The organism is Zunongwangia sp. L-65 (assembly GCF_056859415.1).
Map to the genome: position 1 here is coordinate 1 of NZ_JBSXOK010000052.1, position 21,696 is coordinate 21,696.

The window sequence follows — 21,696 nt, forward strand, 5'->3', positions numbered from 1 at the left end:
TAGATATCAAGGGGGAATCAATGAGGAAAAAACTTAAAAATAAATAGTAAATTTAACCACAGTAGAATCGATTTTGCGCACTTAGTTTGCTATGCTCACTTTCATCCGGCGCACGTGGTTCACTATGGCCGGCTCATCCAGATGAGTAACATTATTAGAATTCCTAATACTGTAATAATGTTGTTTATAACCGAAAGTGCTAATGATGTAATAGCATCTTGTATGTTTTCTACATCGTTGGTAATCAAAAAGATAATTTCTCCTATTTTATTTTCTCTAAAATATGCATTGTCTTTTTTAAGAACACCTTTGAAAATATCAACACGCATATCGGCAACTATAGATCGGCTAATACTTGTATGAAGTATACTGCACCAAAAGGAAACTGCAATTCGAAAAATATAGATAAAAAGTAATATACAAACGATTTTTAATAAGTCTTGATAATTGCCTTTTGGAAAAACATTATCAATAATAATTTTTAAAAAATAAGGAGTTGCTAATGCCGAGATACTTGCACTAACTATTAAAAGAAATAGGAGTATTAACCTATAAGTGTATGGCTTTAAATACTGTAAATAATAACGAATCATTTTTTTTTGAATTCCTTAAAATTAAAACACATTTTCAAGGAATCTGTGAGTTTCAAACTTACTTTTAGTAAGGGCTAGCCTTACCGTTTTGTTGGTTTTTCTATCTTTCTTTATATCGATAAATAAAAGTTACACGAAGCATTGAGTATTCCTTGTTACATAATAGAAGAGCATAACGAAGCATTTGAAGTTTGGTTAGATGCTGTTAGAGATGGAGTTATGTCTAAGGATAGACACACGCTACTACATTTTGATGATCATTCAGATATGTGTGTGCCTAGTTTTGAAAGCTCAATAAATGATTTGTTGTTTTGTAAGAAAACATGGGAATCAGTTGCAGGTGCGATTGGGATAGCCACATTTATTGTTCCTGCAATCTATTTAGGGATAATTGATGTAGTTAAATGGATAAAACAAGATGTTTCTAATGTTACTCATTATCAGATGTATGTGTGCTCTTTGAAAAATGAAGGTGCAATGCTTATGATGGGAAAGCTTACAAATGCTATTGAAGAACATGTAGCAGATACCACATTGATACCGTTTGTTTACAGTAAAACTGATGAAGGTAATTTGTTGACAAAGTCAATGGTAACAGATCATATATTGTTGGATATAGATTTGGATTATTTTTCATGTATTGAAAATCCTGCTAATGTAAATCCTGTGGTAATAGAAATAATGAAATCAGAGTATGATGAATTCAATAGCAATAAACATCATCCTCTAATTTTTTTGATGAATAAAATAGAGACAAGAACCAAAGGTGGGAAGTATTATTATGTTTTGAATGATTATTCGGTTAAAATGACAGGGAATAGAAAAGTGTCTATCGAAATAATTAAAGAACGCATAAGTCATTTTAAAAAAACGCTATTGAGCTTGGAAGTGAAACCGGTATTAATTACCGTTTGTAGGTCAAGATATAGTGGTTATACGCCAACAGATCAATGGGAGCTAATAGAGGAAATGGTCTTAGAGGTATTACATGAGATTTATTCAATCAAAGAAAATTGCTTATATGTATAAATTAAATTTTAGATATATATATAGTGTAGTGTGTGCTGCTTTAATTTTCTGGAGCGGTTCGTTATACGCACAATTAAATGTGTATTATGAGGATGATGCAATTATAGATACGGTATTTACGATGGATCAAACCGGATTAACAGTAGATGATTATTGTTTTCCAGGATTTAATATTCATCCAAGTACAAAACATGCAATTATCGCTGAGTTTGATACTCTTGATAGTTACGAAATTTCAGTAAAAGATTTTATTTCTTCTGAAAAATGGAATTCAAATCTTACCCTTTTTACAAGAGTTCATACCTACAACGTAGCAGTGCTTGAAATCTCTTTAGTATATGCTGATTCCTTAAAATTACTCTCGCAAGCAACGTACAAATCAAATGGCTTTCAATGGTTGATAGAAGAAGATTTAAGTGATGAAATGCTTAGTGAACTTCCAGATAAAATTCAATTTTCAGTATCTAGAAAAGATACCACACAAACTGCAGAGTTGGCTATCGGGGCTTTGTGGCTTGGTAAAAAAGTGGATGTCAAAAAAGTGATGCCAAATCCAATATTTCTCAAGTCTCCCTTTACTAATAAATCACTTTTTAATATGGCTGATTATAATAAGGAGGACTACAATTCATTTGGATTGTATAGTCACTATCCCACAGCGTATTATGACGAGGAGTTTGCTACATTTTTAGAGGTAGAAAGTTACTTAGAGACTAAAGATGTAGTTGTGAATATTCTACGTAGCAGTTTGAATGATTATCCTTTTTATGAGGAGAAAGGAATTAATAAAAACACTGTTATAAATGATTTTAACAGTGTTATGAAAGAGACATATTCCACTGAACAGTTATGTGATTTTGTAAATGTTTTAGAAGATTTTTTGTTTACTACATTTTCAGATCCTCACTTTAGTATAAAAATCAAAAATTGTGAGGAAGCCATTTTAGCCAAAGGGCCAATTCGTTTATTTCCCATCAAGGGATCTTATCGTGTGGCAGCTATATTCGATGAAGCACTAGCAGCAACAATTCCTCTTAATTCCAAAATTTGCGCAATAGATAACATCTTTCTTGATAGTTTGGATACAGATTTGGAGAAAGTAACAAATTATCGTAAAATTTTAAGTCGCAATGAGATAAATAGTAAATTGTTTAAGCAGGTTGGGGATACAGTTTTATTGAAGTATCAAAATTCAGAAACGGAAGAGGTTAGTGAGTCGCAATATGTACTTAAAAAGAAGTATAAAGTACCTTCAAGGTTTAGAATATCTCATTGTACTTTTAAGACACTTGATGCCAAAACGGTTTACTTTAAATTCAATAGTATATTTAGGGATATTCCACTAGCTTTTGCTTCCCATATTGATGAAGTTAATATGCACCAAAATCTCATAATAGACCTGCGCGGTAATACAGGGGGAGAGTCTGAAGAGGGTGCTCGACTTCTCTCCTATTTAATTCCGCATGATTTTACATTTACCAAAACTCTTAACAGGGAAACCCAACAGATCGATTCAACTATAGTTAAGCGTGATATGTGCTTCAATTACCGAGAGGACGGTCATATAGTGGTACTTGTGGACGAATTAACGGCTTCTGCGGCAGAACTTTTTACTTATGTACTAAAAAAGCAGCGTAAGGATGTCACTATTATAGGTAAGAGTACTACTATGGGAACTATTATACCCACTTATTTTCTTAAAATTCCAGAAAGCACTATTACAATTCAAATCAATAGCGCCTCTCCAGTAAAGTATGTTTTTGATACTCCTATTGAGGATATTGGTATTACTCCTGATGTTTTTATAGAAACTACTTCTGTATATGATTTACAACCCTATAATGATACAGTTTTAGAAGAAGCATTGATTTACTTAAATGTACCGTAATTTGTACTGATGTATATAAAATTAATAATTGTTTAACTATAAAATCCTTTAAATTATGAAGTCAAAAAAAGACCAGATTAAAGAGAAATTCTTAAAAAAAGAATTGTTGAAGCCGGTAAATCGTCAAGATGATTTGCTAAAAGAAGCTGAATTTCTATGTGGTGAATTACAAACATGTAATACCCTGAGAAAAATGAAGCACTCTAATGGAGTGGAAGTTGATGTTGATGACGACATCTTATTCTAAACTAGAGCGTATTCATTATGGAAGATTCAAGAAAAAGTATCATTGACCAAAAGTTTTTAAAAAAGGAGCTTTTGAAACCAGTGCTACATAAAGATCAGTTAGTAAAGGAAGTAGAATTTCTTTGTCCGGAACTACAGAACTGTAATAGTCTAAGAAAGACGAAACATTCTAATGGTGTAGAAGTTGATATTGATGATGATATCTTATTCTAACTAAGCGCATTATTCATCTATGGAAGATTCAAGAAGAATTATCGTTAAACAGAAGTTTTTAAAAAGGAACTTTTGAAACCAGTGTTACATAGAGATGAGCTTGTAAAGGAAGTAGAATTTCTTTGCCCAGAACTACAGGGTTGTAATAGTCTAAGAAAGACTAAACATGCTGATAGTATAGAGATGATAACATCTTAATTTTAAACTTTAACTTATCTCTGTCTACATACATTGTAGGCAGAGATATAATATAATCGCTTATGAAGCTTTCCAACAATCCCTATAATATACTGGTGCCAATTTGGGAAAAAAATGAATATCTTTTATATAACACATTTACAGGAGGAATTGAAATTCTTTCTCTATCCGAAGGGCTCCTTTTTTCAGAAATAATGAGCTTAGATTTTTTTAGTGATAGTACCTATGTGAAACATGCCCCTTTTATAGAACGACTATTGGAGAAAGGTTATTTAGATGTTGATACAGAAGATTTTATCACTGAGGCAGAACAAATCTATTTGGACAAAAAAAGAGCGCAGACAAATGCAACAATTTTCTTAACCATAGGAACAACAATCCAGTGTAATATGGGGTGCTCCTATTGTTTTGAATTTGTGAAACCCAACAACACTTTAAAAGATGATAATGTCATAGCTCAAATAGGAAAGTATATTGAAGAGATTATAGCTAGTAGCCCAACTACCAATTGGCAAGCATTGGCAGTAACTTGGTACGGAGGAGAGCCTTTAATGAATATGAAAGGGATCAAAAAGTTAGGGGTAATTCTCTATGAAATTGCTGTCGATCATGGAATGCGTTACGAGGCAGATTTAATTACTAATGGGATTTACTTAACACCTGAAAATGTGAGTGTATTACAAGACCTCCATATTAGTAAAGCCCAGGTTACTTTGGATGGAGCGCGAGAGGTGCATGATCGAAATAGACCCTTAAAATCAAAAAATCAAAAAAATTATTTTAAGATTGTTGAAAATTTAGCTGCGCTACCAGATGACTTTGATATTAATATTAGAGTAAATGTAGATAAAAATGTTGCTGCAACTTTAAAGACGCTTCTAGATGATTTAGGTGAATACGATATATGGCCCAGACGCTATAAAAATTTCTTCTTTACACCAGCTTGGCTAAGAACCTATGATGGTGAAGAGATTTCTGAAGAAGATATGCAAGCACGTTTGTCTGTAGATGAATTTTTCGATATTTATCAGAACTTTAGATTAACTCAAATAGATAGATTTAATCAATGGGCATCTACAAGAGGGTTGAAAAATGCACGTTTATCATGGGATTTACCAAAATTTCAAACCGATTGTCCTACATGGGCAAATCCTAATGGCATTGTAGTTGATCCTTTAGGAAATGTTCACAAATGCTGGGAAACAATTCATGATGATCAACAGGCGACTACAACTGTTTTCGATAAATATGATTCAGCAAAATTTGATGCGTATACCAGCTTTAACCGTTATCAGGTGAATCCAGTTTGCAGAGGTTGTAAATATCTGCCTGTGTGTGATCAAATTTCATGCGCACATCATGCCGTAAATCATGATGTTCCACAATGTTCTTATTGGAAATATAAAACAGAAGACTTTTTAAAAGAACAGTATATACGAATGTTAGATCTTCCAGATACTATTTCGATGCCAAGTAATGTAGAGGCCGTAAATTCAGGACATTCAAATAAATAAGAGAGTTTGTGATTATAGGAGTAATAGATACTGGTATTGACAAATGTCATAAACGACTAGAGCATTGCGATGTTCATGGGATTCATTTGCATGAAGATCACAACGGTCAATATCAATTATTGGATGACATATCAGATCAAAATGGTCACGGTACAGGGATTTGTGCTATTATACATAAACATGCTCCGGAGGTCTCTCTTTTTGTAGTGAAGGTAACCGCAGCTCAAGAGCGTATATCAGAAGGACTTTTGTGTACATCTATCGAATATTTATTAAAACATACTGATTGTACATTAGTAAATATCAGTATGGGAATTAATACTAATTACCCTTCACCAAAGTTGAAAGCACTTTGTTTGAAAGCCTTTCATAGTGGTATTCTTCTCATTGCGTCAGCATATTATATTTCTGAGAAAGAATGTTACCCTGCCTACTTTTCTCATGTTTTAGGAGTAGGAACCGGGCTAGTTATGGAAAGTAGTGATTTTAAATATCTTTCGGATGCAAAAGTAAATATTTTGGCTAAGGGAGGATTTCAACGAGTAGCACATCTCAATAATAGTTTTAGATTTGGAAGTGGAACGAGCCTTGCAACGGCTCATTTTACAGGAATTTTGGCAAGTGCATTTCATAGTGGAGCAATAGGCACTTCAATGGATGTGCAATCGTGGCTTAAGACAAATTCTACAGACGGAATTGTAAGTATAACCAAACATGGAACAAATCAACAGACTGTTGCAACAATGGTTGCTGATGAAGTTCCTATTATTAGTGAAATACTCTCTTCTCAGCAATTACCGGTATCTGTTGAGAGAATAGCGCTTTATCCCTTTGATGAAAAAGAAATTGGCAGTTTGATGCAGTTCAGTCATTTAGTAAAGAAGCCTATAACCTTGGGTATTGGTAATGCCAAACAAATAAAATACAATCAACAGTTGACGGAGCTTTTCGAGACTAACCAGATTCCGACAACAAATAAGACGCTGACAGAACAAGAATTAGCACTTTTTGATACTTTAGTTGTAGGCTATTTTTTAGATCAATTATTGGATCATAATTTATTTTATGGATATAAGCTTTTACAACGCTGTATTGCGGCCAATAAAAACTTGATAGTTTGGGATTCGGAGGTTTTTAGGTTGGTACAGAGTTTAATAAAACAACAATCGGTCCCTTACAAAGGCAAAGTATTCTTTACACATGTAGATGGAAAACTTATTAAAAAACTATATGCCTTGGCTCCGTTACCAAAGTTGCAAACTCCTGTGTTAGCCGTAGTAGGTACCGGAAGCAAACAAGGAAAATTTACCACTCAGCTTATTATCAAAGATGTTTTAGAAAAGACTGGGTATAAAATATCCCATGTTGCGACGGAACCACAAGGTATTTTGTTTGGTGCAGATTTCACCTTTCCTTTTGGTCATCATCCTACAGTAAGTGTTAATACCGGTGAATGGGGACGGATCCTCGCAACATATATGCAATGTATAGAACTACTTTACCAGCCTGAAATTATTATTACAGGTGGGCAAGGAGGTGTAATTCCGGTTCATCCAGTAAATTTCGGAGCCAATGGAGCAGGCCTAAAAAGCTTATCATATCTTATGGGAGTTTATCCGGATGTTTTGATAGTAACCATTAGCCCACATGATCAAATTGACTTTATTCTGAAAACAGAACAAACCATTCAAGCTTATGTTAATTGTACTGTTATTTTTTATTGTTTAACACCTCATACCTTTATGCAAAAAAGTCATGGAATTCCCAAAAATTATGTGTTAGACGATCATGCCTATCAAGAGAAAAGACGCCATTTCGAAAAACACTTGGGCAAACCAGTAATTGATATTTTAGATAGTACGAACAGGCAATTTATTTTAGAAGCAATACAATCTTCGTTTGCAGTAACAAATGTGGAATTAACCTAACCTAATAACTCATCATGATTGAAAATTTAAAAGATACTTTTACCCACATATCCGAGAATTATTCGGAGACGATTACCAAAACAACTTTTAATAACACTTATGGATTTAGAAATATTCCAGTGGTGTTCAGACATGCTTTTCAGAATTGGGAGGTACGCGAATTATTTTCGATTGAGAACTTATTAAAAACATTTCCTTCTAATTATACCTTCCCGGTTGAGAGTAGAGGTAATGATAAGGTAAAATTTAGCTTGAAAACATATTTAGATCATGTCACAAAGACACGATCAACACCATATTATTTTGTGGTTCAATTACAACAATTTAAAAAATTGTTTTCTTATCAAACACCTATGTTGTTTAATTGTTGGTATCGATCTAAAGCTGAAGGTATTCCTAAAACTGATTTGAGTTGGCTTTACGTAGGAGGAGATGGTACACAAACAAAATTGCATCTTGATATATGGAATACCAATGCTTGGAATTACTTGATATCTGGTATAAAAATATGGTTTTTTTATCCTGAAAATGTAGCGTCGTTAGTTCTCAATCAGCCGGCAGCATATGAGTTTGATAGCTATTTGGAGAATCCAGAACTTTTTTTAACCAATAAAGTAAGACCACTGATTTGTATTCAACGTCCTGGCGATTTAGTTTTTTCTCCCGGAAATTGTTTACATAGTGTCTATAACGTTGGATTGACCACATCGATTACAGAAAACTTTATCAATGAAACTTGTTATGATCGTGTTTTACAATTTTTTAAAAAAGGTAAAAATATAAAATCAATCAATTCACTTAATGCAATAGTAGCCAGTGGATTTTCAGAATTAAATTCAGTATACATATGAATATAAATCACTATTTCATAGAAGATCAACAAATTTATGTCATCAATGACATGTTGTTGCCATCTGAGGTAGATGAATTCTATAATTACATAGTGAAGTTACCCTTTCTAAAACAAGAACGTGACAATGATCAGGATGATCACCCCTCTTTTTCATTGGATTTGAAACCAAAGGAATTTGAATTAAAAATGCCAATGGGAAACATTGCTCGGAAGTTGATTTCTAAATTTTATCCGGAGAAGGATTATATTTTGTTTAGAGTTGCAGTCAATTTAATGACTAAAGGTGATATGGAAGTGCCACATTATGATTGTCTTCCTCAAAGAGATGATGTGACACTCTTATATTATATTAATAAGGAATGGGAACATACTTGGGGAGGCGAAACTCTGTTTTATAATCAAGGTGATACCGAATTAGGGATCTTGCCAAAACCAGGGCGTTTTGTGATCTTCCCGGGTATTGTAGAGCACAAAGCGGGTATACCTTCACGACTTGCTAAGGATGTAAGATATACCTTGGCACTTAAGTATACCTCTAGGTCAAATTTTAAACTACATGAATAATATATCATATACAGAAATTATCAATAAAAAAGAGGTTCACGTATTGGATGATATTCTTACTAAAGAAGATATTGATGCTTTTTATAAGTATATCATAAAGTTATCATACTTTAAAATGGAGAAAGCTAATGATGAGGATCAATTTCCTAAGTTTTCTTGCGATTTACGTGCCAAAATTTTTGAGAAAGATAATCTTATTGGCCAGAAATCTAGCGAATTGGTTTGTTCTTTTTATAAGGAAGAGTACGTCCTGTACAGAGTTACAATCAATCTGATACTTAAAGGTGATATGGAGTTTCCTCACAGAGATGTATCAATTCCTAGGGGAGATATAACAGTCTTATATTATGCTAATAGTAAATGGAATTATAGCTGGGGAGGTGAGACTATATTTTATAGCGCAGAAGATTCTATTATCGGAATTTTACCAAAACCCGGACGCTTTGTAGTTTTTGATGGATATATAGAGCATAAAGCCGGTATTCCTACATGTGTTGCAGAACAGCCTAGGTATACTATTGGTTTGAAATATATTTCAAAAAAAAACCTACTCGAACAAATAAACAATCAAAAAGAAAATGAAAGTTAAGATTGAAGACCTTAACGGGCAAAAAATTTTTATTATAGACGATTTCTTAAAAGAAGATGTAATAGCTAATTTCCATGAATATGCAAATGCGTTGCCTTACAGGAGACATCAAAAAGATTTTGAAGGAGATCCATTTTTGTATTATAGTGCCCATTTTGATGGCGATAAATTTAAAACGTCACATCCAATAGGAAAGGCCTCTTGGAAGTTATTTACAGATTTTATAGGAGAAGTTGATCAGTATTCAGTTGAAGAAGCCTATGTGAATTTGCTTAAATACGGAGATATGCAATTTCTTCATCGAGATTGCGATACAACAGATAAGCATATAACAGTCCTATATTATATTAATCAAACTTGGGATTATACCTGGGGTGGAGAAACCATATTTTATCACAACGGTGATTCTGTTTTTGGGGTGTTGCCCAAACCAGGAAGATTTGTCATATTTCCGGGGTTTGTTGAGCATACCGCAGGACTTCCCAGTGCAAATTGCAATGAAACACGATTAAGTTTAGCTTTAAAAATAAGATTAAAAGAACCTACATATGAAAAATAGAATTATTGAAATAGAAAATCAGAAAATTTATGTTTTGGATGAACTTCTTCCCTTTGAGGAAATACAAGACTTCTTCACCTATGTAAACGGGCTCTCGTTTTACAAGCACGAGCGAGATGATGAAAAAGATGAATTCCCTATATTTAGCGTAGATTTTGAACCAAATGTTTTTGAAACTGAGACTTATATTGGTGCTAAGGCCAGAGCATTGGTTACGGAATATTATTGTGATGCATACAAGCTTAATCGCTCTTATATTAATATGAGCTGTTATGGAGATGTTGAGTTTCCTCACTATGATTGTGATCAGGACAGCAAGGATATTACTGTGTTGTATTATGTAAATCAGAAGTGGGAATATAAGTGGGCTGGCGAAACGTTATTTTATTCTAATAAAGATACTAGAGCTGCCGTATTACCTAGACCAGGACGCTTTGTGATTTTTCCTGGAAACATTGAGCATACAGGTACGGTACCTTCCAGAATTTGTAAGATTCCAAGATATAGTTTGGCTTTAAAATACACATTATAGTTTATGAGAGAAAAAGTACTAAATGTTATCCAACGACTTTTTTTAGAGGAACAGTTTTTAATCTTTGAAGGGCTTTCACTAAATGACAAGTTACAGGCTATGATTTCCGAATCTATGCTCGCTTTGATGTTAGTGACTTCTTTGGAAGATGAGTTTGATATTGAGTTTGATGATGATGAAGTTGATCTGGATTTTTTCTCTGATATTTTTATAGTAATTGATAGAACTGTAAAGCATATAAAAGAAAATGAGCAGTGAAAATGCATTTATAATACTAATGATGCTTCTATCCAACTTTGCATATTGTCAACAACAGGATGGTTTTAAGCTTACCGGAATAGTTTTGTTTGATGAAGATCACACGGCTGTTTATGGTGCTGATGTGGTTGTAAGAAGTGCTAAAGATTCTACTTTAATTACCGGAGTTGTTACTGATAAAAATGGTAGATTTGAGATATCTGTGCAAGGACAGTATAACTATCTAATTTCAGTTTATTTTATGGGCATGGAGCCCTATAAAGTTACTAAGACGATGGATGGAGATTTTGATTTAGGCACAATCTCACTGGCACGTAGTAGTGTAGAACTTTCTGAAGTGAAACTAAAAGCAACCATTCCTACTATTGAACGAAAAATAGACAAGGTGGTGGTGAATGTAGCAACAAGTATTTACTCAACAGGAGAGAATCTGTATAATTTAATGAATATTATACCGGAGGTAAAAACTGATGGATTGGGGAATATCAATTTTAGAGGGCAGCAAGGTGTAATTTTATATGTAGATCGTCGTCGGATTTGGCTGAGTGGACAGCAGTTAATGTCCTATTTGCGTGCCATTCCATCGGAATCTATTAAAAATATGGAAGTGTCATCTGTTCCAGGTGCTCAGTATGATGCTACAGGTACTGTTGCTATTATCAATATAGTAACAAAACGAGAATATCGGTATGGTATATCTGGGAATGTCAATTCCTATTATGAACAGCATCGTTATCCAGGAGTTGGAGGAGGTACATTACTTAACTACCGTACAGGTAAGTTTAATTTTCAACTGAATTATAGCTATTCTCTGTTTAACTTTTACAACGATATTGTTCAAGAGCAAACCTATGAAGGTGCTGAACCATTTGTGTTTAATCAAGATGATACCTACCGTGAGACCTACAATAATCACAGTTCGGAATTTGCTGTTGATTATGCAATCTCTGAAAAACATAAAGTAGGGGTTCGCTACCGGTTAAATTATGTGGATTGGGATATGAATTATCATTCAAACACAGAGGTTTATAGTGTCCCGAGTAATGTAGATTCTTTATTTGTGACTAAAAACACAGAAAGTGAATTGCTAAACAATCAATCATTAACTGCTTATTATGATATAGCTTTAGATACTATGGGAAGCCGCTTATCTAGTAGTTATGAAGTTTTGTTTTATAACAATCCTTCCAATGCATTTTATAAAAGTGATTTTTTGTACCCTGACGGTAGCCCTATAAGAGAAGTTGATAGTTCTTTTATAGACAATCCTATAAAAGTCAATATTCAAATTGGAAAATTGGATTTTGAAAAGAGTTTTAAGAAAAAATGGAAACTTCAGGCTGGGAGTAAATTAAGTTTTATTGATACAGATAATTCCAATTTGTTTTATACGGGAATGCAGCCTAATATTAATGTTGATTCACAACGATCTAATCAGTTTTTATATAATGAAGATATTTATGCATTTTATGGAAGTGTTCAGAAGGAATGGGATGCTTGGAGTATTAGTGGAGGGCTTCGTATGGAACGAACTGTGTATAGTGGAAATTCGATAACCAGTAATACTAGTTTTAATAAGAATCGTCTGGATTTTTTTCCTACTCTTTTTTTCCAACGACAATTTGGAGAAAATCACAGTCTAAACCTGTCTTATGGACGGCGTATTTTGAGACCTGCATATGAATATTTAAACCCTTTCATCGATTACGAAACCCCATATAGTTATAGTACAGGAAATCCGGATTTACAGCCTGCCTTTGCCAATAGTATTGAATTGAGTTATTTATACAAGAAAAAGTACTATTTTAATATGGGGTATAAAAATACGGCTTCTCTTGTTGGGGAAATGCTCGAGAAAGATTCTGATGGATTAACGGTTGTATCAACTTACAGCAACTTAAGTGATGAACATTATTATTTTTTATCTAGTAGCATTCCTATTAAAGTGACAGACTGGTATAGTATAAATAATTACTTAAATCTTTATTACAAGGAGGTTGTAATCAATAAAGGAGATCTAGAAGGAACCTATAGTCAGGCTACATTATTTTATTATATGTCCCATAGCTTCAACTTAAAAAATGATTTTTATCTAGAACTGAATGGCTACTATCAATCAAAGAACATTTATTCTATTTATGAAATAAACCCACAGGGAACACTTAATTTTACCGTTAAGAAATCTTTCTTAGATCAAAAGCTACATGTCAATGCTAGTCTATATGATATTTTTTATACCCAAAAATCAAAAACATATGCGAATTTTGATGATATTAATCGTATTAGTTCATCTAAGTTTACCAGTCAAATGTTTAAATTAAGCTTATCTTATAATTTTAGCAGTGGTAAAAGAGATCCAGAGATACATGAAATAGAAGCACCCGGAGAGGATGAAGAGGATAGAATTGAATAATTAAACTGTTGTACAAATGAAAAAAATATTTATAATTATTTGCCTTTATTTTGGAATTTGTTTCCATTCTCAGGCACAAGAAGATATTACTTATAGTCTTACAGCTATCGATGAGATTAGCGTTTCTAATTTTAAAAAAGCAATGATAATACCTTCTTCAGAAAACTCTGTAGTTGTTATTTATGATGAGATTCTCAAGAATCGATTCTCAATGAATCAAGAATCTGGTCGTTTTTCTGTAAGTATGAGTCCTATTAGGATTGATCTTAAGAATCCGAAACATAGGAAAATGCTAAAAGCAAATTCGGAGGTGCGTATTTATAGCAATTTAGAATCTGTAGAAAAGCTTATTTTAGAACTTGTTCCGAATGCAGAATTAGATATATCATCACTATCGAACCTTAAATTACAATTAAAGGCTTGTGAGTCGGTGAAAGGGAATGTTGAAGGAGTAACACTTAAATTAATGATGGATGGGTCCAACCTTCAATTAAATGGGAAGATTAAGAATGTAATTCTTAATTCTAAGGCTTCTAACTTAGAATTTAAAAAACTTCATGTTGCAGATTTTGCGATTGAAAATGCTATTAGTTCAAATATCAAAATATCGGTAATGGATGTATTAAGTATTGTAAGCTTTAAGACAACAAACGTATACTATAAAGGGAGTCCTAGCTTAGAATTGGCAAAAGGTATTGATATGAGCACTTGTACTCTTTCTAGTTTTTAATTAGTAAATATTTATAGATCCCACCAAAAAAGAATAGTAACTTATTATCCTTTTTTGATTGCAGGGCTAAGTCTAATTGAATATTTTATTATAGAGGTGTCTGATGATCCTCTTGTAAGTTGATGTTTTAAAAACAAAATATAGGGTATAGAACCAAAGGAAAAGAGAGTAAAGGGACAATTGTAGCTCCAAACTCATAATTACGTTTTATAAGTTATGCTTAAGCTTTGTTATTTATTTTGTTTTGAGAATTGGGTCTATTTCATTTTTATTCCCAGATCTTCTCCCGAAAGAATTAATCCGTCCCTGAAAGGAGGTATCCTGATATCCAGAAAGGCATATCCAATAGTGTTTTTACTCTCGCATATTTATTAATAATGGCTAAAGCATCATCAGAATTTTGAACTTCTTCAATATTAAAATCATATTCATTTTCTGATGCCAATTGTTCCAATAACTTCTTATAACCGTATATAATAAGGGGATGATCCTCTACAACAATATATTTTTTTATCTTTCATAATCGCTTAATTATTTATTTGTAGAAGATAAAAACTAATCCGGGTACCTTTTCCCGGTTGAGTATCTATTCGTATTTCCCCATTTAATTTCTTGAGGCGGGATTTTATATTTTTAAGACCTATACCTTTGGTAACTTTTGATATATCAAATCCAACCCCGTTATCCTCAATACTAACCTTTATTCCTTCTCTTTTTTTAGAGAGTATTATTGTCACCTTTGTGGCATGAGCATATTTTACAATGTTCTGAAGCGATTCCTGTATAATCCTTAAACAATTTACCTTAATAATCCCTTTTATTGCATTCCAATCAATATCATCATCCACATGAAATTGGTATTCAAAATTTCCCTGTATACTTTTATCTTTAATTTTTTCTTCAATTAAAGATAAAAAGTCCATTGAATAATTAATAAAGTTATGGTTTAGTTGGTGCGATATATCCCGTAACTCTATCTCTACCTTTTGTAATTCTTCTAATAACATTTCTTTTCGGGATTGTTCATCCTTATTCTTTTCAATGTTCAAAAATCCAAATCCAAAACGAACTCCAAAAAGACGCCCGATTATGTTATCATGGATTTCTTCTGATATTCTGTTCTGTTCCTGAATTTTTTGTTTTTCCAGATTTTTTTGGCTTTCAATAGCCAACAGTGTTAATTGAGACTGGGCATCCTGTTTTTCCTGTTCCAAAACAAGGTTCTTGTTTCTGGCCCTTTGGATAAATGCATAATAGGTCAAGGATATAATAATAACTAAACCCAATGCAATAATAAATATTCTTATTTTCTGCTCCGAAAGTTCTTGCGTTCGTTCTATATACTTATCGGTCTCAAATTCAATACGAGCAAATTTATTTTGTACTTTTCGTTCTTCCTGTAGCAAACTGTCATTATAAGAAATGTACTTTTTGAGGTATATCGAAGCATTTTTTTTATCCAATATGGATAGCATGGAAAGCGTTTGAAGGTAATTGGAACTGTTTTTAATTTGTTTAGCAATTTTATTAGCTTCTAATGCATTTTTAAAAGCAATTGCTGTATCTTCCTTATAGGAATAGAATTTTGATAAATGGATTTTACTTACTATAACACCTCCTCTGTTACCAATTTTTTCACGAGTATCGAGTGCTTCAATTAAATCCTTTCGTATTCCGATGGTATCCCTTATTAAAAGTTTACAATACGCTAAATTATCCAAAGCTCGGGCATAGTAATCACTATTTTCTTTTCTTAAATTGGAATCCTCTAAAATAAAATTAAACTTTTTTAGAGCCTCAATATAATTACCCTGATCCCTATAAATAATTCCAATATTATTTAAACTTGCATATAAGTATTTTTTATTATCAGGAATTTTCTCCAAATAACTCATGGCTATATTGTGGTATTTAATCGCCCTATCATATTCCTTGATATCTTTTTGTAGTATCGCTAAATGATTATAAGAGGCGTACAGTGAGGAATAATCTTTTAAATCTCTATAAATCCTGATTGATTTTATAATCAATAGTTCACTACCCGCATAGTCTCTATATCTTCCACGAATTAGGGACATATTGTATAACATTTGAGCTGTATATTGCTGCTTACTTGTCTTCGAAAAGTATTGGTAAGCTTTATTATAATGATAGTAGGCAGAATCATACACCACTTTTTGATTATAATAGTAAGCATAATTCCAGTGAATATCTCCCAATATTAGGGTGTCATTTTGCCTTTTGGCAATCTGATAAGTTTCCCTATTGATATTTTTAAATCGAACGGTATCCCCTAAATTTAAATATTGATAGGCAATTTTACTAAGATATTTACTTTTGTTTTTATGATTTGCTTGCCGCTCTTCTTGATAAGCCTTTGAGAGGTAATTCTTTTTTTGAGAAAGAGATCTTTTTTCTATTTTAGACTGATTAATCCAATATATGGTACTATCACTGCTTATTTCTTTTTCTTCAGCTTTTTGAAAGGAAAAATTAGTACAACTGATAAGTGTACTAAAAAATATAAATGCTAATATAAAAATGAAATTTTTAATAATAAGATTATTGGGTGACCTACATACAAAAATATAAAACCTTTAATTTTAATTAAAGGTTTTATGAAAAATGCACATTTAATGATAAAAGTAACATGCTTAGCAGAAAGTTATCTATAAATTAGCATTTAACTAATCATCTTTCCCTGATTTATCTATTTCTGCATCTTCATCATCAGTAGCTTGTATATGGTCCAATTGTTCTTTCTGAATTATTTCCCCGTCAGCGATTGATTCTGGCGTACAAGAAGAAAAGAAGTTCATTGCCGTAATAAAAATAAATAATAACAATGTGGCTTTAAAATGTTTCATGATTTCAATTTTTTAGGATTTGACATAGTTTTTTTAGACCGTGCATGCAACGGCAATCCATAAAATTGTGCACAATAAGAGTGGTACATCCCGTACCGCTAGTGAAGCTTCAGCAGCTAAAATACTGAGCTACGGGATAAAAAATAAACTTAAAAGAATGTCCTTAGTGAGTCTATAGGATTTATGAGGGAAATGTAATTTTTATATGGTGAAATCAAAAAACCAGCTGTGCTTTTAAGGAAAGGTTCTCATTAATTTTACAAATATTATCGATAAATGTTCTGGTAAAAGGTATATTATAGGATAAATCGCGTAAGGAACATTTTTTTCGAGTATAATTGATTCTTGATACATACAAACTATTTATGATATAACTCTTATGGATACGAAGGAAATTTTCAGGGAGCTTCTGCTCAAATGTTTTTAGGGTTTTATAGGCACTTATTTTTTTACCTCCTAATAGATAAAAATCGGTAGTATTATTGTCAGCTTCCAAATATAGAATATCATCTACCGCAAGGTAATGATAGTCCTTATGGGATTTCAAACAAATAATATTTTCAAAAGCTTTATCAACTTTTTTCTGGTATTTCATCATACTTTTCCTGATATTTAATTCATTGAGGGGTTTTAATAAAAAACCGGACATTTCAAATTGGAATGCCTCAAAAGCTTTTTCCTTGGTGAAAGACAAACCTATAAAGATTGGAAGCGTAGGAAAACATTGCAAGATGTTCAGAAAAAAAACTGTAGTGTCTTTAAGTGTATTATCGAGATCAATAAAAATAAGGTCAGGAGCATGCTTTAGGAATTGGTTTAAAATTTCTTCATCACTGTTAATACAAAATTCTATATAGTGAAATCCAAAATATTCCTCACAAATTGTTCTTACTTCTTGGATAATTTTAGGATCCTTATCTACTATAGTAAACCTTTTCAAAATAACCTTTAAAATGAAGGGGAAAGTTAGATATCCCCCATCTCTTTTTTATAAGGTTAGCGCTTGAAAAAAATAAGGTTCAACCTTATTTTTTTTATAAATCTTTTAGGGATCTTCATGGGTTAAAAGTACCAGATGAATCAGTATAAAAACATTCTAAAAGCTTTAGAACAGCAGCTTTATGAAATGGAGCGAGCAAACAGCGATATTTTGATAAGAGCTGAAAAAGGATTAAAAATGGTTAAAAACAATCTGCGTGAAATGAGACAAATGGTAGTCAAAGAGGGATTTAAATCTGATAAAAATGAAATAACCTTCTTTAAAGAAATCAAACCCAGGTTATACAGTAAACTTATCTATTATGCCAAAATTTTTAATATAGAAAGTAAACGTCCAAGGGGAAGCATTAAGTCGCAAATCAAATACTTAAACTTTCATATAGCTAAACATCAGGATTTTTTTAATGACCATTTGGAATTCTATCACTATTACCGGAGAAATGCCACCGAATTGGATGAACTGTACTTTTTACGTGAAAATATGGATCTTAGGTTATATGACTGCCATTATTATTTTTCGGATGAACAGTTCTCCACCAGCCGCGATAATATAGTGGCCGTTATCATGGCTTACGATCTACTAATTGTTTATCTCAAAAAAGAAATTGAAAAACTGGAAAACAACCATTCCAATGTATTCTCCCGTGTTAAGCAGTCCCGGTTTTTCTGGACAGCTCATAAAACGGATTTGGTAGAGCTCATTTATGCACTTCACAGCAGTGGCGTCATCAATAGCGGAACCACCGATATTAAAGAAATGGCCACTATTTTTGAAAAGCTCTTTAATATACATCTTGGTGATTACTATCATACCTTTTTAGAGATTCGCTCCCGTAAGGTCAATCCTACCAAATTTATAGACTATTTAAAAGAATCCCTCTTTCAGAAAATGACTGACCTGGATGTATAAAAAACACCCAAGTTATTCCCAACTTGGGTGTTTTCAAATGCAGGTATTATGTCATAAAATTTAGACTTTTTTAGTGCCTTTAATTTTGGTTAAACATACCAATACGAAATAAAATAACGCAGTAAAAATGAGCTAAAAAACCTCCCAAGTTGGGTGTTCCTTGTGTAAAAAATCCAATAATTCCTTTCAGATTTGTAGAACGGAAGTCAAATCAGATCGGGGCTATTAAATGAGTTGACAGCCATGCAATAGTCCCTTTCTTTAAAACTATTTTACATATGACAGCAACAATTATCACCACCGAAGACCTTCGGGAGTTTAAAATGGAATTACTCGATGACATCAAAGAATTGCTCCAACAACAATCCGGATACGCTCCTAAAAGATGGCTCAAATCCCCTGAAGTTAGAAAATTTTTAGGGATTTCTCACGGGACACTTCAAAACCTGCGTATCAATGGTACTATCCCCTATACCAAAGTGGGCGGTGTACTCTATTACGATTATGAAGAAATCATCAAAGTAATGGAAGAAAATAAGGTTCATAACAAATTTTAATTGGATTTGGAACAAATCAATTACATCAAACACCTAAATGGAATCTTTGAACAATTTTCCAAGGACAACCGATTGAATCCCACACACATCAGTTTGTATGTGGCTTTATTCCAACTCTGGAACAGCAATTATTTTCAAAAAGAATTTTATGTCAACCGTGAAGAAGTGATGCAATATGCCAAAATCGGTTCCAAATCCACTTATCACCGGTGTATCAAAGAACTGAGCCATTGGAACTATATCCTGTATACACCATCTCACAACCCTTTCAAAGGGAGTAAAATCAAGATGTTCGATTTTGGGACAAGTAATGGACAAGTAGTGAACCAAAGCAGTACCAATTACGGGACAAGTAATGGACAAGCAGTGGTATCTATAAATAAACATATACAAACTATGCAAAACGCTAAAAACAAAAACAAACAGCGAAATTTTAAAAATTTAAATTTTCAAGATTCAAATGGGAACAAACAAATCGCAAGTGTCCCATATCAGGACAACCTTAAGACGAGTACCGATAAAAATTATGATGACCCCCTATGAAATATAAAGCTCCACATATCATTAACGAAGGTGGCGTCGCCTACCAACTTGGAAAACTCCGTAACCACGAGATCCAGTATGATTTTAAAAAGATGGTTATCTATCTGGATGCTAAAGGAAAATTATTGTTTGGCAAAAAGTTTAAAATTCACTCTGAAGACCAAAGGATTTTATACAAGCTATGCTCCTATTTCATCAAAGATCGTGATAATTGTGAGAAATTTGGAATTGATATTGAAAAAGGTCTTCTGATTTCCGGGCCGGTGGGCTGCGGTAAAACAAGCCTGATGAAATTGCTTAGGCATATGGTGCCGCACCAACGCCCCTATGAAATGATCCCCAGCCGAAATGTAGTGTTTGGTTTTAATCATTTAGGCTATAAAACCATTGAAGATTACGGGAATTCCTGTTTTTTCTGTTTCGATGATCTGGGCGTGGAACCTTCCGGCCGCTTTTATGGAAAGGATTGTAATGTAATGGGTGAAGTCCTATTATCCCGCTACGAGCTTTATTTAAACACTAAACGTAAAATCAAAACCCACGCCACCACCAATCTTAATGCACAGGAACTGGAAGAACGTTATGGTAACCGCGTTCGTAGCCGTATGCGGGAGCTATTTAATTTAATCGCTTTTGATAAGGAAAGTAGGGATAAGAGGAAATAAAAATTTTGTTTCAAAAATTGTAACTTCATCTAAACAATGGAAATTGTAATTAACTCTTAGGTATGTCAAACTCACTTTTAATGTTGTTAGGTTTCTTTAAATATGATAAAAATGTTGGAAACATCTATTTAAATGACTCTCTCGAACGTATCGAATGTTTTACTGCTTCTACTAAAAAGGATAGAATATTTGAAATTGGCTTCTGGAAATCAGAAAATCAAATTACAATTCATTTTTTAAAAGTCTATAAAACCGAAGACAAAGGTATCGGTACTCAAGCATTAATTTTTTTTGAAAAATGGGCAACTACCAAAGGTTGTAATGTATTGAAAGGGGAGCTCGTTGACGGTCCAGACTCTTCTATACCTTCAAAGTTAATTCATTTCTATAAAAAAAATGGATTTGATGTTGTTTCTACAGGTCAAGAATATATCTATGCCAATATTTATAAAAACATCTAATCCAATAGTTCTTACTAAATAGTATGATTTTAAGCTCCAATTGATTATTAAAGTATTCAACTTTTCGTTTCCAAAACCCCAAATCTGACGTTTTCAGGTACTCTTTTCATTTTCCTATTTCAAGTTATCAACAATCCTCCTTCCAAATTTCATAAAATTTGATGGCAAATCACACCATTGAAAATCAATTCCATACAAATAATATTTTATTCACAATAAATTGATTTTCAATTATTTAAAACCTTAAATCATTACTTTTCTCATAACGAAAACGAATCAATAATTTAAAACGTTCCGTTATGAAAAAATCTATTTACCTGGCGACTTTGCTTTCGCTACTATCGACTTCCCTATTTGCCCAAATTGGCGGTATCGAAGATTCCGTTAATGATATTTCCAATACCATCCGATCCATATTCCCCATTATCCTGGGGGTCATCTTTTTGGTCGGTTTCCTATTTAATGCCGGGCATTTCTTCGGGGAAAATGCCGATCTTAAAAAAGGGATTACCCGTGTGCTGGTGTTTGTACTCATCGCCGGTGCCGTAGTGGGCATCTTTACTTATCTCATCGGAATAGTAGTATAA

The 21,696-nt window shown here is 32.9% G+C and carries 25 protein-coding genes; 20 read left to right on the forward strand and 5 right to left on the reverse strand.

Annotated elements, in window-relative coordinates; all coding sequences use genetic code 11:
- Positions 1-122: 122 nt before the first annotated feature.
- Positions 123-593 carry an ABC transporter transmembrane domain-containing protein gene (locus tag AC13DP_RS07685; RefSeq protein ID WP_483067497.1) on the reverse strand — a complete coding sequence of 157 codons (471 nt, stop codon included), beginning with the start codon at positions 591-593 and terminating at the stop codon, positions 123-125.
- A gap of 141 nt (positions 594-734) precedes the next feature.
- Here AC13DP_RS07685 and AC13DP_RS07690 point away from each other — a divergent pair, with 141 nt between their 5' ends.
- The 14 genes from AC13DP_RS07690 to AC13DP_RS07755 all read left to right on the forward strand — a co-directional run bounded on the left by AC13DP_RS07690 (position 735) and on the right by AC13DP_RS07755 (position 14,107).
- The gene (locus AC13DP_RS07690; RefSeq protein WP_483067498.1) at positions 735-1,622 is read left to right on the forward strand and encodes a peptide arginase family protein; all 888 of its coding nucleotides are present in this window, start codon (positions 735-737) and stop codon (positions 1,620-1,622) included.
- Positions 1,615-3,510, forward strand: a complete 1,896-nt coding sequence (locus tag AC13DP_RS07695; protein ID WP_483067499.1) for a S41 family peptidase — start codon at positions 1,615-1,617, stop codon at positions 3,508-3,510. Before AC13DP_RS07690 ends, AC13DP_RS07695 begins: the two co-directional genes overlap by 8 nt.
- 55 nt (positions 3,511-3,565) lie before the next feature.
- Positions 3,566-3,757 (forward strand): FlmA family RiPP peptide, encoded by a 192-nt coding sequence (flmA, locus tag AC13DP_RS07700; RefSeq protein ID WP_483067500.1) that lies wholly within the window; start codon positions 3,566-3,568, stop codon positions 3,755-3,757.
- A gap of 71 nt (positions 3,758-3,828) precedes the next feature.
- Positions 3,829-3,969, forward strand: a complete 141-nt coding sequence (locus AC13DP_RS07705; RefSeq protein ID WP_483067501.1) for a hypothetical protein — start codon at positions 3,829-3,831, stop codon at positions 3,967-3,969.
- A 260-nt stretch (positions 3,970-4,229) separates the two neighbouring features.
- Entirely contained in the window at positions 4,230-5,681 is a 1,452-nt protein-coding gene (locus AC13DP_RS07710) for a FlmE/OhkG family radical SAM/SPASM peptide maturase (RefSeq protein WP_483067502.1), read from the forward strand.
- An 8-nt stretch (positions 5,682-5,689) separates the two neighbouring features.
- Positions 5,690-7,609, forward strand: coding sequence for a S8 family serine peptidase (locus tag AC13DP_RS07715; protein ID WP_483067503.1), 1,920 nt, complete (start codon positions 5,690-5,692; stop codon positions 7,607-7,609).
- A 14-nt stretch (positions 7,610-7,623) separates the two neighbouring features.
- Positions 7,624-8,460: a cupin-like domain-containing protein gene (locus tag AC13DP_RS07720; protein WP_483067504.1), complete on the forward strand. Its 837-nt coding sequence runs from the start codon at positions 7,624-7,626 to the stop codon at positions 8,458-8,460.
- Positions 8,457-9,026 carry a 2OG-Fe(II) oxygenase gene (locus AC13DP_RS07725; protein WP_483067505.1) on the forward strand — a complete coding sequence of 190 codons (570 nt, stop codon included), beginning with the start codon at positions 8,457-8,459 and terminating at the stop codon, positions 9,024-9,026. Before AC13DP_RS07720 ends, AC13DP_RS07725 begins: the two co-directional genes overlap by 4 nt.
- A complete protein-coding gene (locus tag AC13DP_RS07730; protein WP_483067506.1) occupies positions 9,019-9,615 on the forward strand; it encodes a 2OG-Fe(II) oxygenase in 597 nt (198 codons plus the stop codon). Before AC13DP_RS07725 ends, AC13DP_RS07730 begins: the two co-directional genes overlap by 8 nt.
- A complete protein-coding gene (locus tag AC13DP_RS07735) occupies positions 9,605-10,174 on the forward strand; it encodes a 2OG-Fe(II) oxygenase (protein ID WP_483067507.1) in 570 nt (189 codons plus the stop codon). Before AC13DP_RS07730 ends, AC13DP_RS07735 begins: the two co-directional genes overlap by 11 nt.
- Positions 10,164-10,706: a FlmC family 2OG-Fe(II) oxygenase gene (flmC, locus tag AC13DP_RS07740; RefSeq protein ID WP_483067508.1), complete on the forward strand. Its 543-nt coding sequence runs from the start codon at positions 10,164-10,166 to the stop codon at positions 10,704-10,706. Before AC13DP_RS07735 ends, flmC begins: the two co-directional genes overlap by 11 nt.
- Positions 10,707-10,709: 3 nt before the next feature.
- Complete coding sequence (locus AC13DP_RS07745) at positions 10,710-10,964, forward strand: hypothetical protein (RefSeq protein WP_483067509.1); 255 nt, start codon at positions 10,710-10,712, stop codon at positions 10,962-10,964.
- Positions 10,954-13,377: an outer membrane beta-barrel family protein gene (locus tag AC13DP_RS07750; protein ID WP_483067510.1), complete on the forward strand. Its 2,424-nt coding sequence runs from the start codon at positions 10,954-10,956 to the stop codon at positions 13,375-13,377. The genes AC13DP_RS07745 and AC13DP_RS07750 overlap by 11 nt, the downstream gene beginning before the upstream one ends.
- 16 nt (positions 13,378-13,393) lie before the next feature.
- Positions 13,394-14,107, forward strand: a complete 714-nt coding sequence (locus tag AC13DP_RS07755) for a GIN domain-containing protein (protein WP_483067511.1) — start codon at positions 13,394-13,396, stop codon at positions 14,105-14,107.
- 295 nt (positions 14,108-14,402) lie between these two features.
- Here AC13DP_RS07755 and AC13DP_RS07760 read toward each other — a convergent pair whose 3' ends face one another.
- The 4 genes from AC13DP_RS07760 to AC13DP_RS07775 all read right to left on the reverse strand — a co-directional run bounded on the left by AC13DP_RS07760 (position 14,403) and on the right by AC13DP_RS07775 (position 17,914).
- Complete coding sequence (locus AC13DP_RS07760; protein WP_347406258.1) at positions 14,403-14,561, reverse strand: hypothetical protein; 159 nt, start codon at positions 14,559-14,561, stop codon at positions 14,403-14,405.
- 73 nt (positions 14,562-14,634) lie between these two features.
- Positions 14,635-16,326, reverse strand: a complete 1,692-nt coding sequence (locus AC13DP_RS07765) for a tetratricopeptide repeat-containing sensor histidine kinase (protein ID WP_347406257.1) — start codon at positions 16,324-16,326, stop codon at positions 14,635-14,637.
- A gap of 468 nt (positions 16,327-16,794) precedes the next feature.
- Positions 16,795-16,974: a hypothetical protein gene (locus AC13DP_RS07770; protein ID WP_347406256.1), complete on the reverse strand. Its 180-nt coding sequence runs from the start codon at positions 16,972-16,974 to the stop codon at positions 16,795-16,797.
- Positions 16,975-17,188: 214 nt separating this feature from the next.
- Positions 17,189-17,914: a LytR/AlgR family response regulator transcription factor gene (locus AC13DP_RS07775; RefSeq protein WP_347406255.1), complete on the reverse strand. Its 726-nt coding sequence runs from the start codon at positions 17,912-17,914 to the stop codon at positions 17,189-17,191.
- 135 nt (positions 17,915-18,049) lie between these two features.
- Here AC13DP_RS07775 and AC13DP_RS07780 point away from each other — a divergent pair, with 135 nt between their 5' ends.
- The 6 genes from AC13DP_RS07780 (at position 18,050) to AC13DP_RS07805 (ending at position 21,696) form a co-directional block, all read left to right on the forward strand.
- Positions 18,050-18,883 (forward strand): RteC domain-containing protein, encoded by an 834-nt coding sequence (locus AC13DP_RS07780; RefSeq protein WP_347406254.1) that lies wholly within the window; start codon positions 18,050-18,052, stop codon positions 18,881-18,883.
- A 278-nt stretch (positions 18,884-19,161) separates the two neighbouring features.
- Positions 19,162-19,440, forward strand: coding sequence for a helix-turn-helix domain-containing protein (locus tag AC13DP_RS07785; RefSeq protein ID WP_347406253.1), 279 nt, complete (start codon positions 19,162-19,164; stop codon positions 19,438-19,440).
- 6 nt (positions 19,441-19,446) lie between these two features.
- On the forward strand, positions 19,447-19,983 hold the full coding sequence (locus AC13DP_RS07790) for a hypothetical protein (RefSeq protein WP_483067520.1): 537 nt from the start codon (positions 19,447-19,449) through the stop codon (positions 19,981-19,983).
- A complete protein-coding gene (locus tag AC13DP_RS07795; RefSeq protein ID WP_483067512.1) occupies positions 19,980-20,648 on the forward strand; it encodes a P-loop NTPase family protein in 669 nt (222 codons plus the stop codon). Before AC13DP_RS07790 ends, AC13DP_RS07795 begins: the two co-directional genes overlap by 4 nt.
- Positions 20,649-20,710: 62 nt before the next feature.
- The gene (locus AC13DP_RS07800; protein ID WP_483067513.1) at positions 20,711-21,109 is read left to right on the forward strand and encodes a hypothetical protein; all 399 of its coding nucleotides are present in this window, start codon (positions 20,711-20,713) and stop codon (positions 21,107-21,109) included.
- Positions 21,110-21,408: 299 nt separating this feature from the next.
- The gene (locus tag AC13DP_RS07805; protein ID WP_483067514.1) at positions 21,409-21,696 is read left to right on the forward strand and encodes a hypothetical protein; all 288 of its coding nucleotides are present in this window, start codon (positions 21,409-21,411) and stop codon (positions 21,694-21,696) included.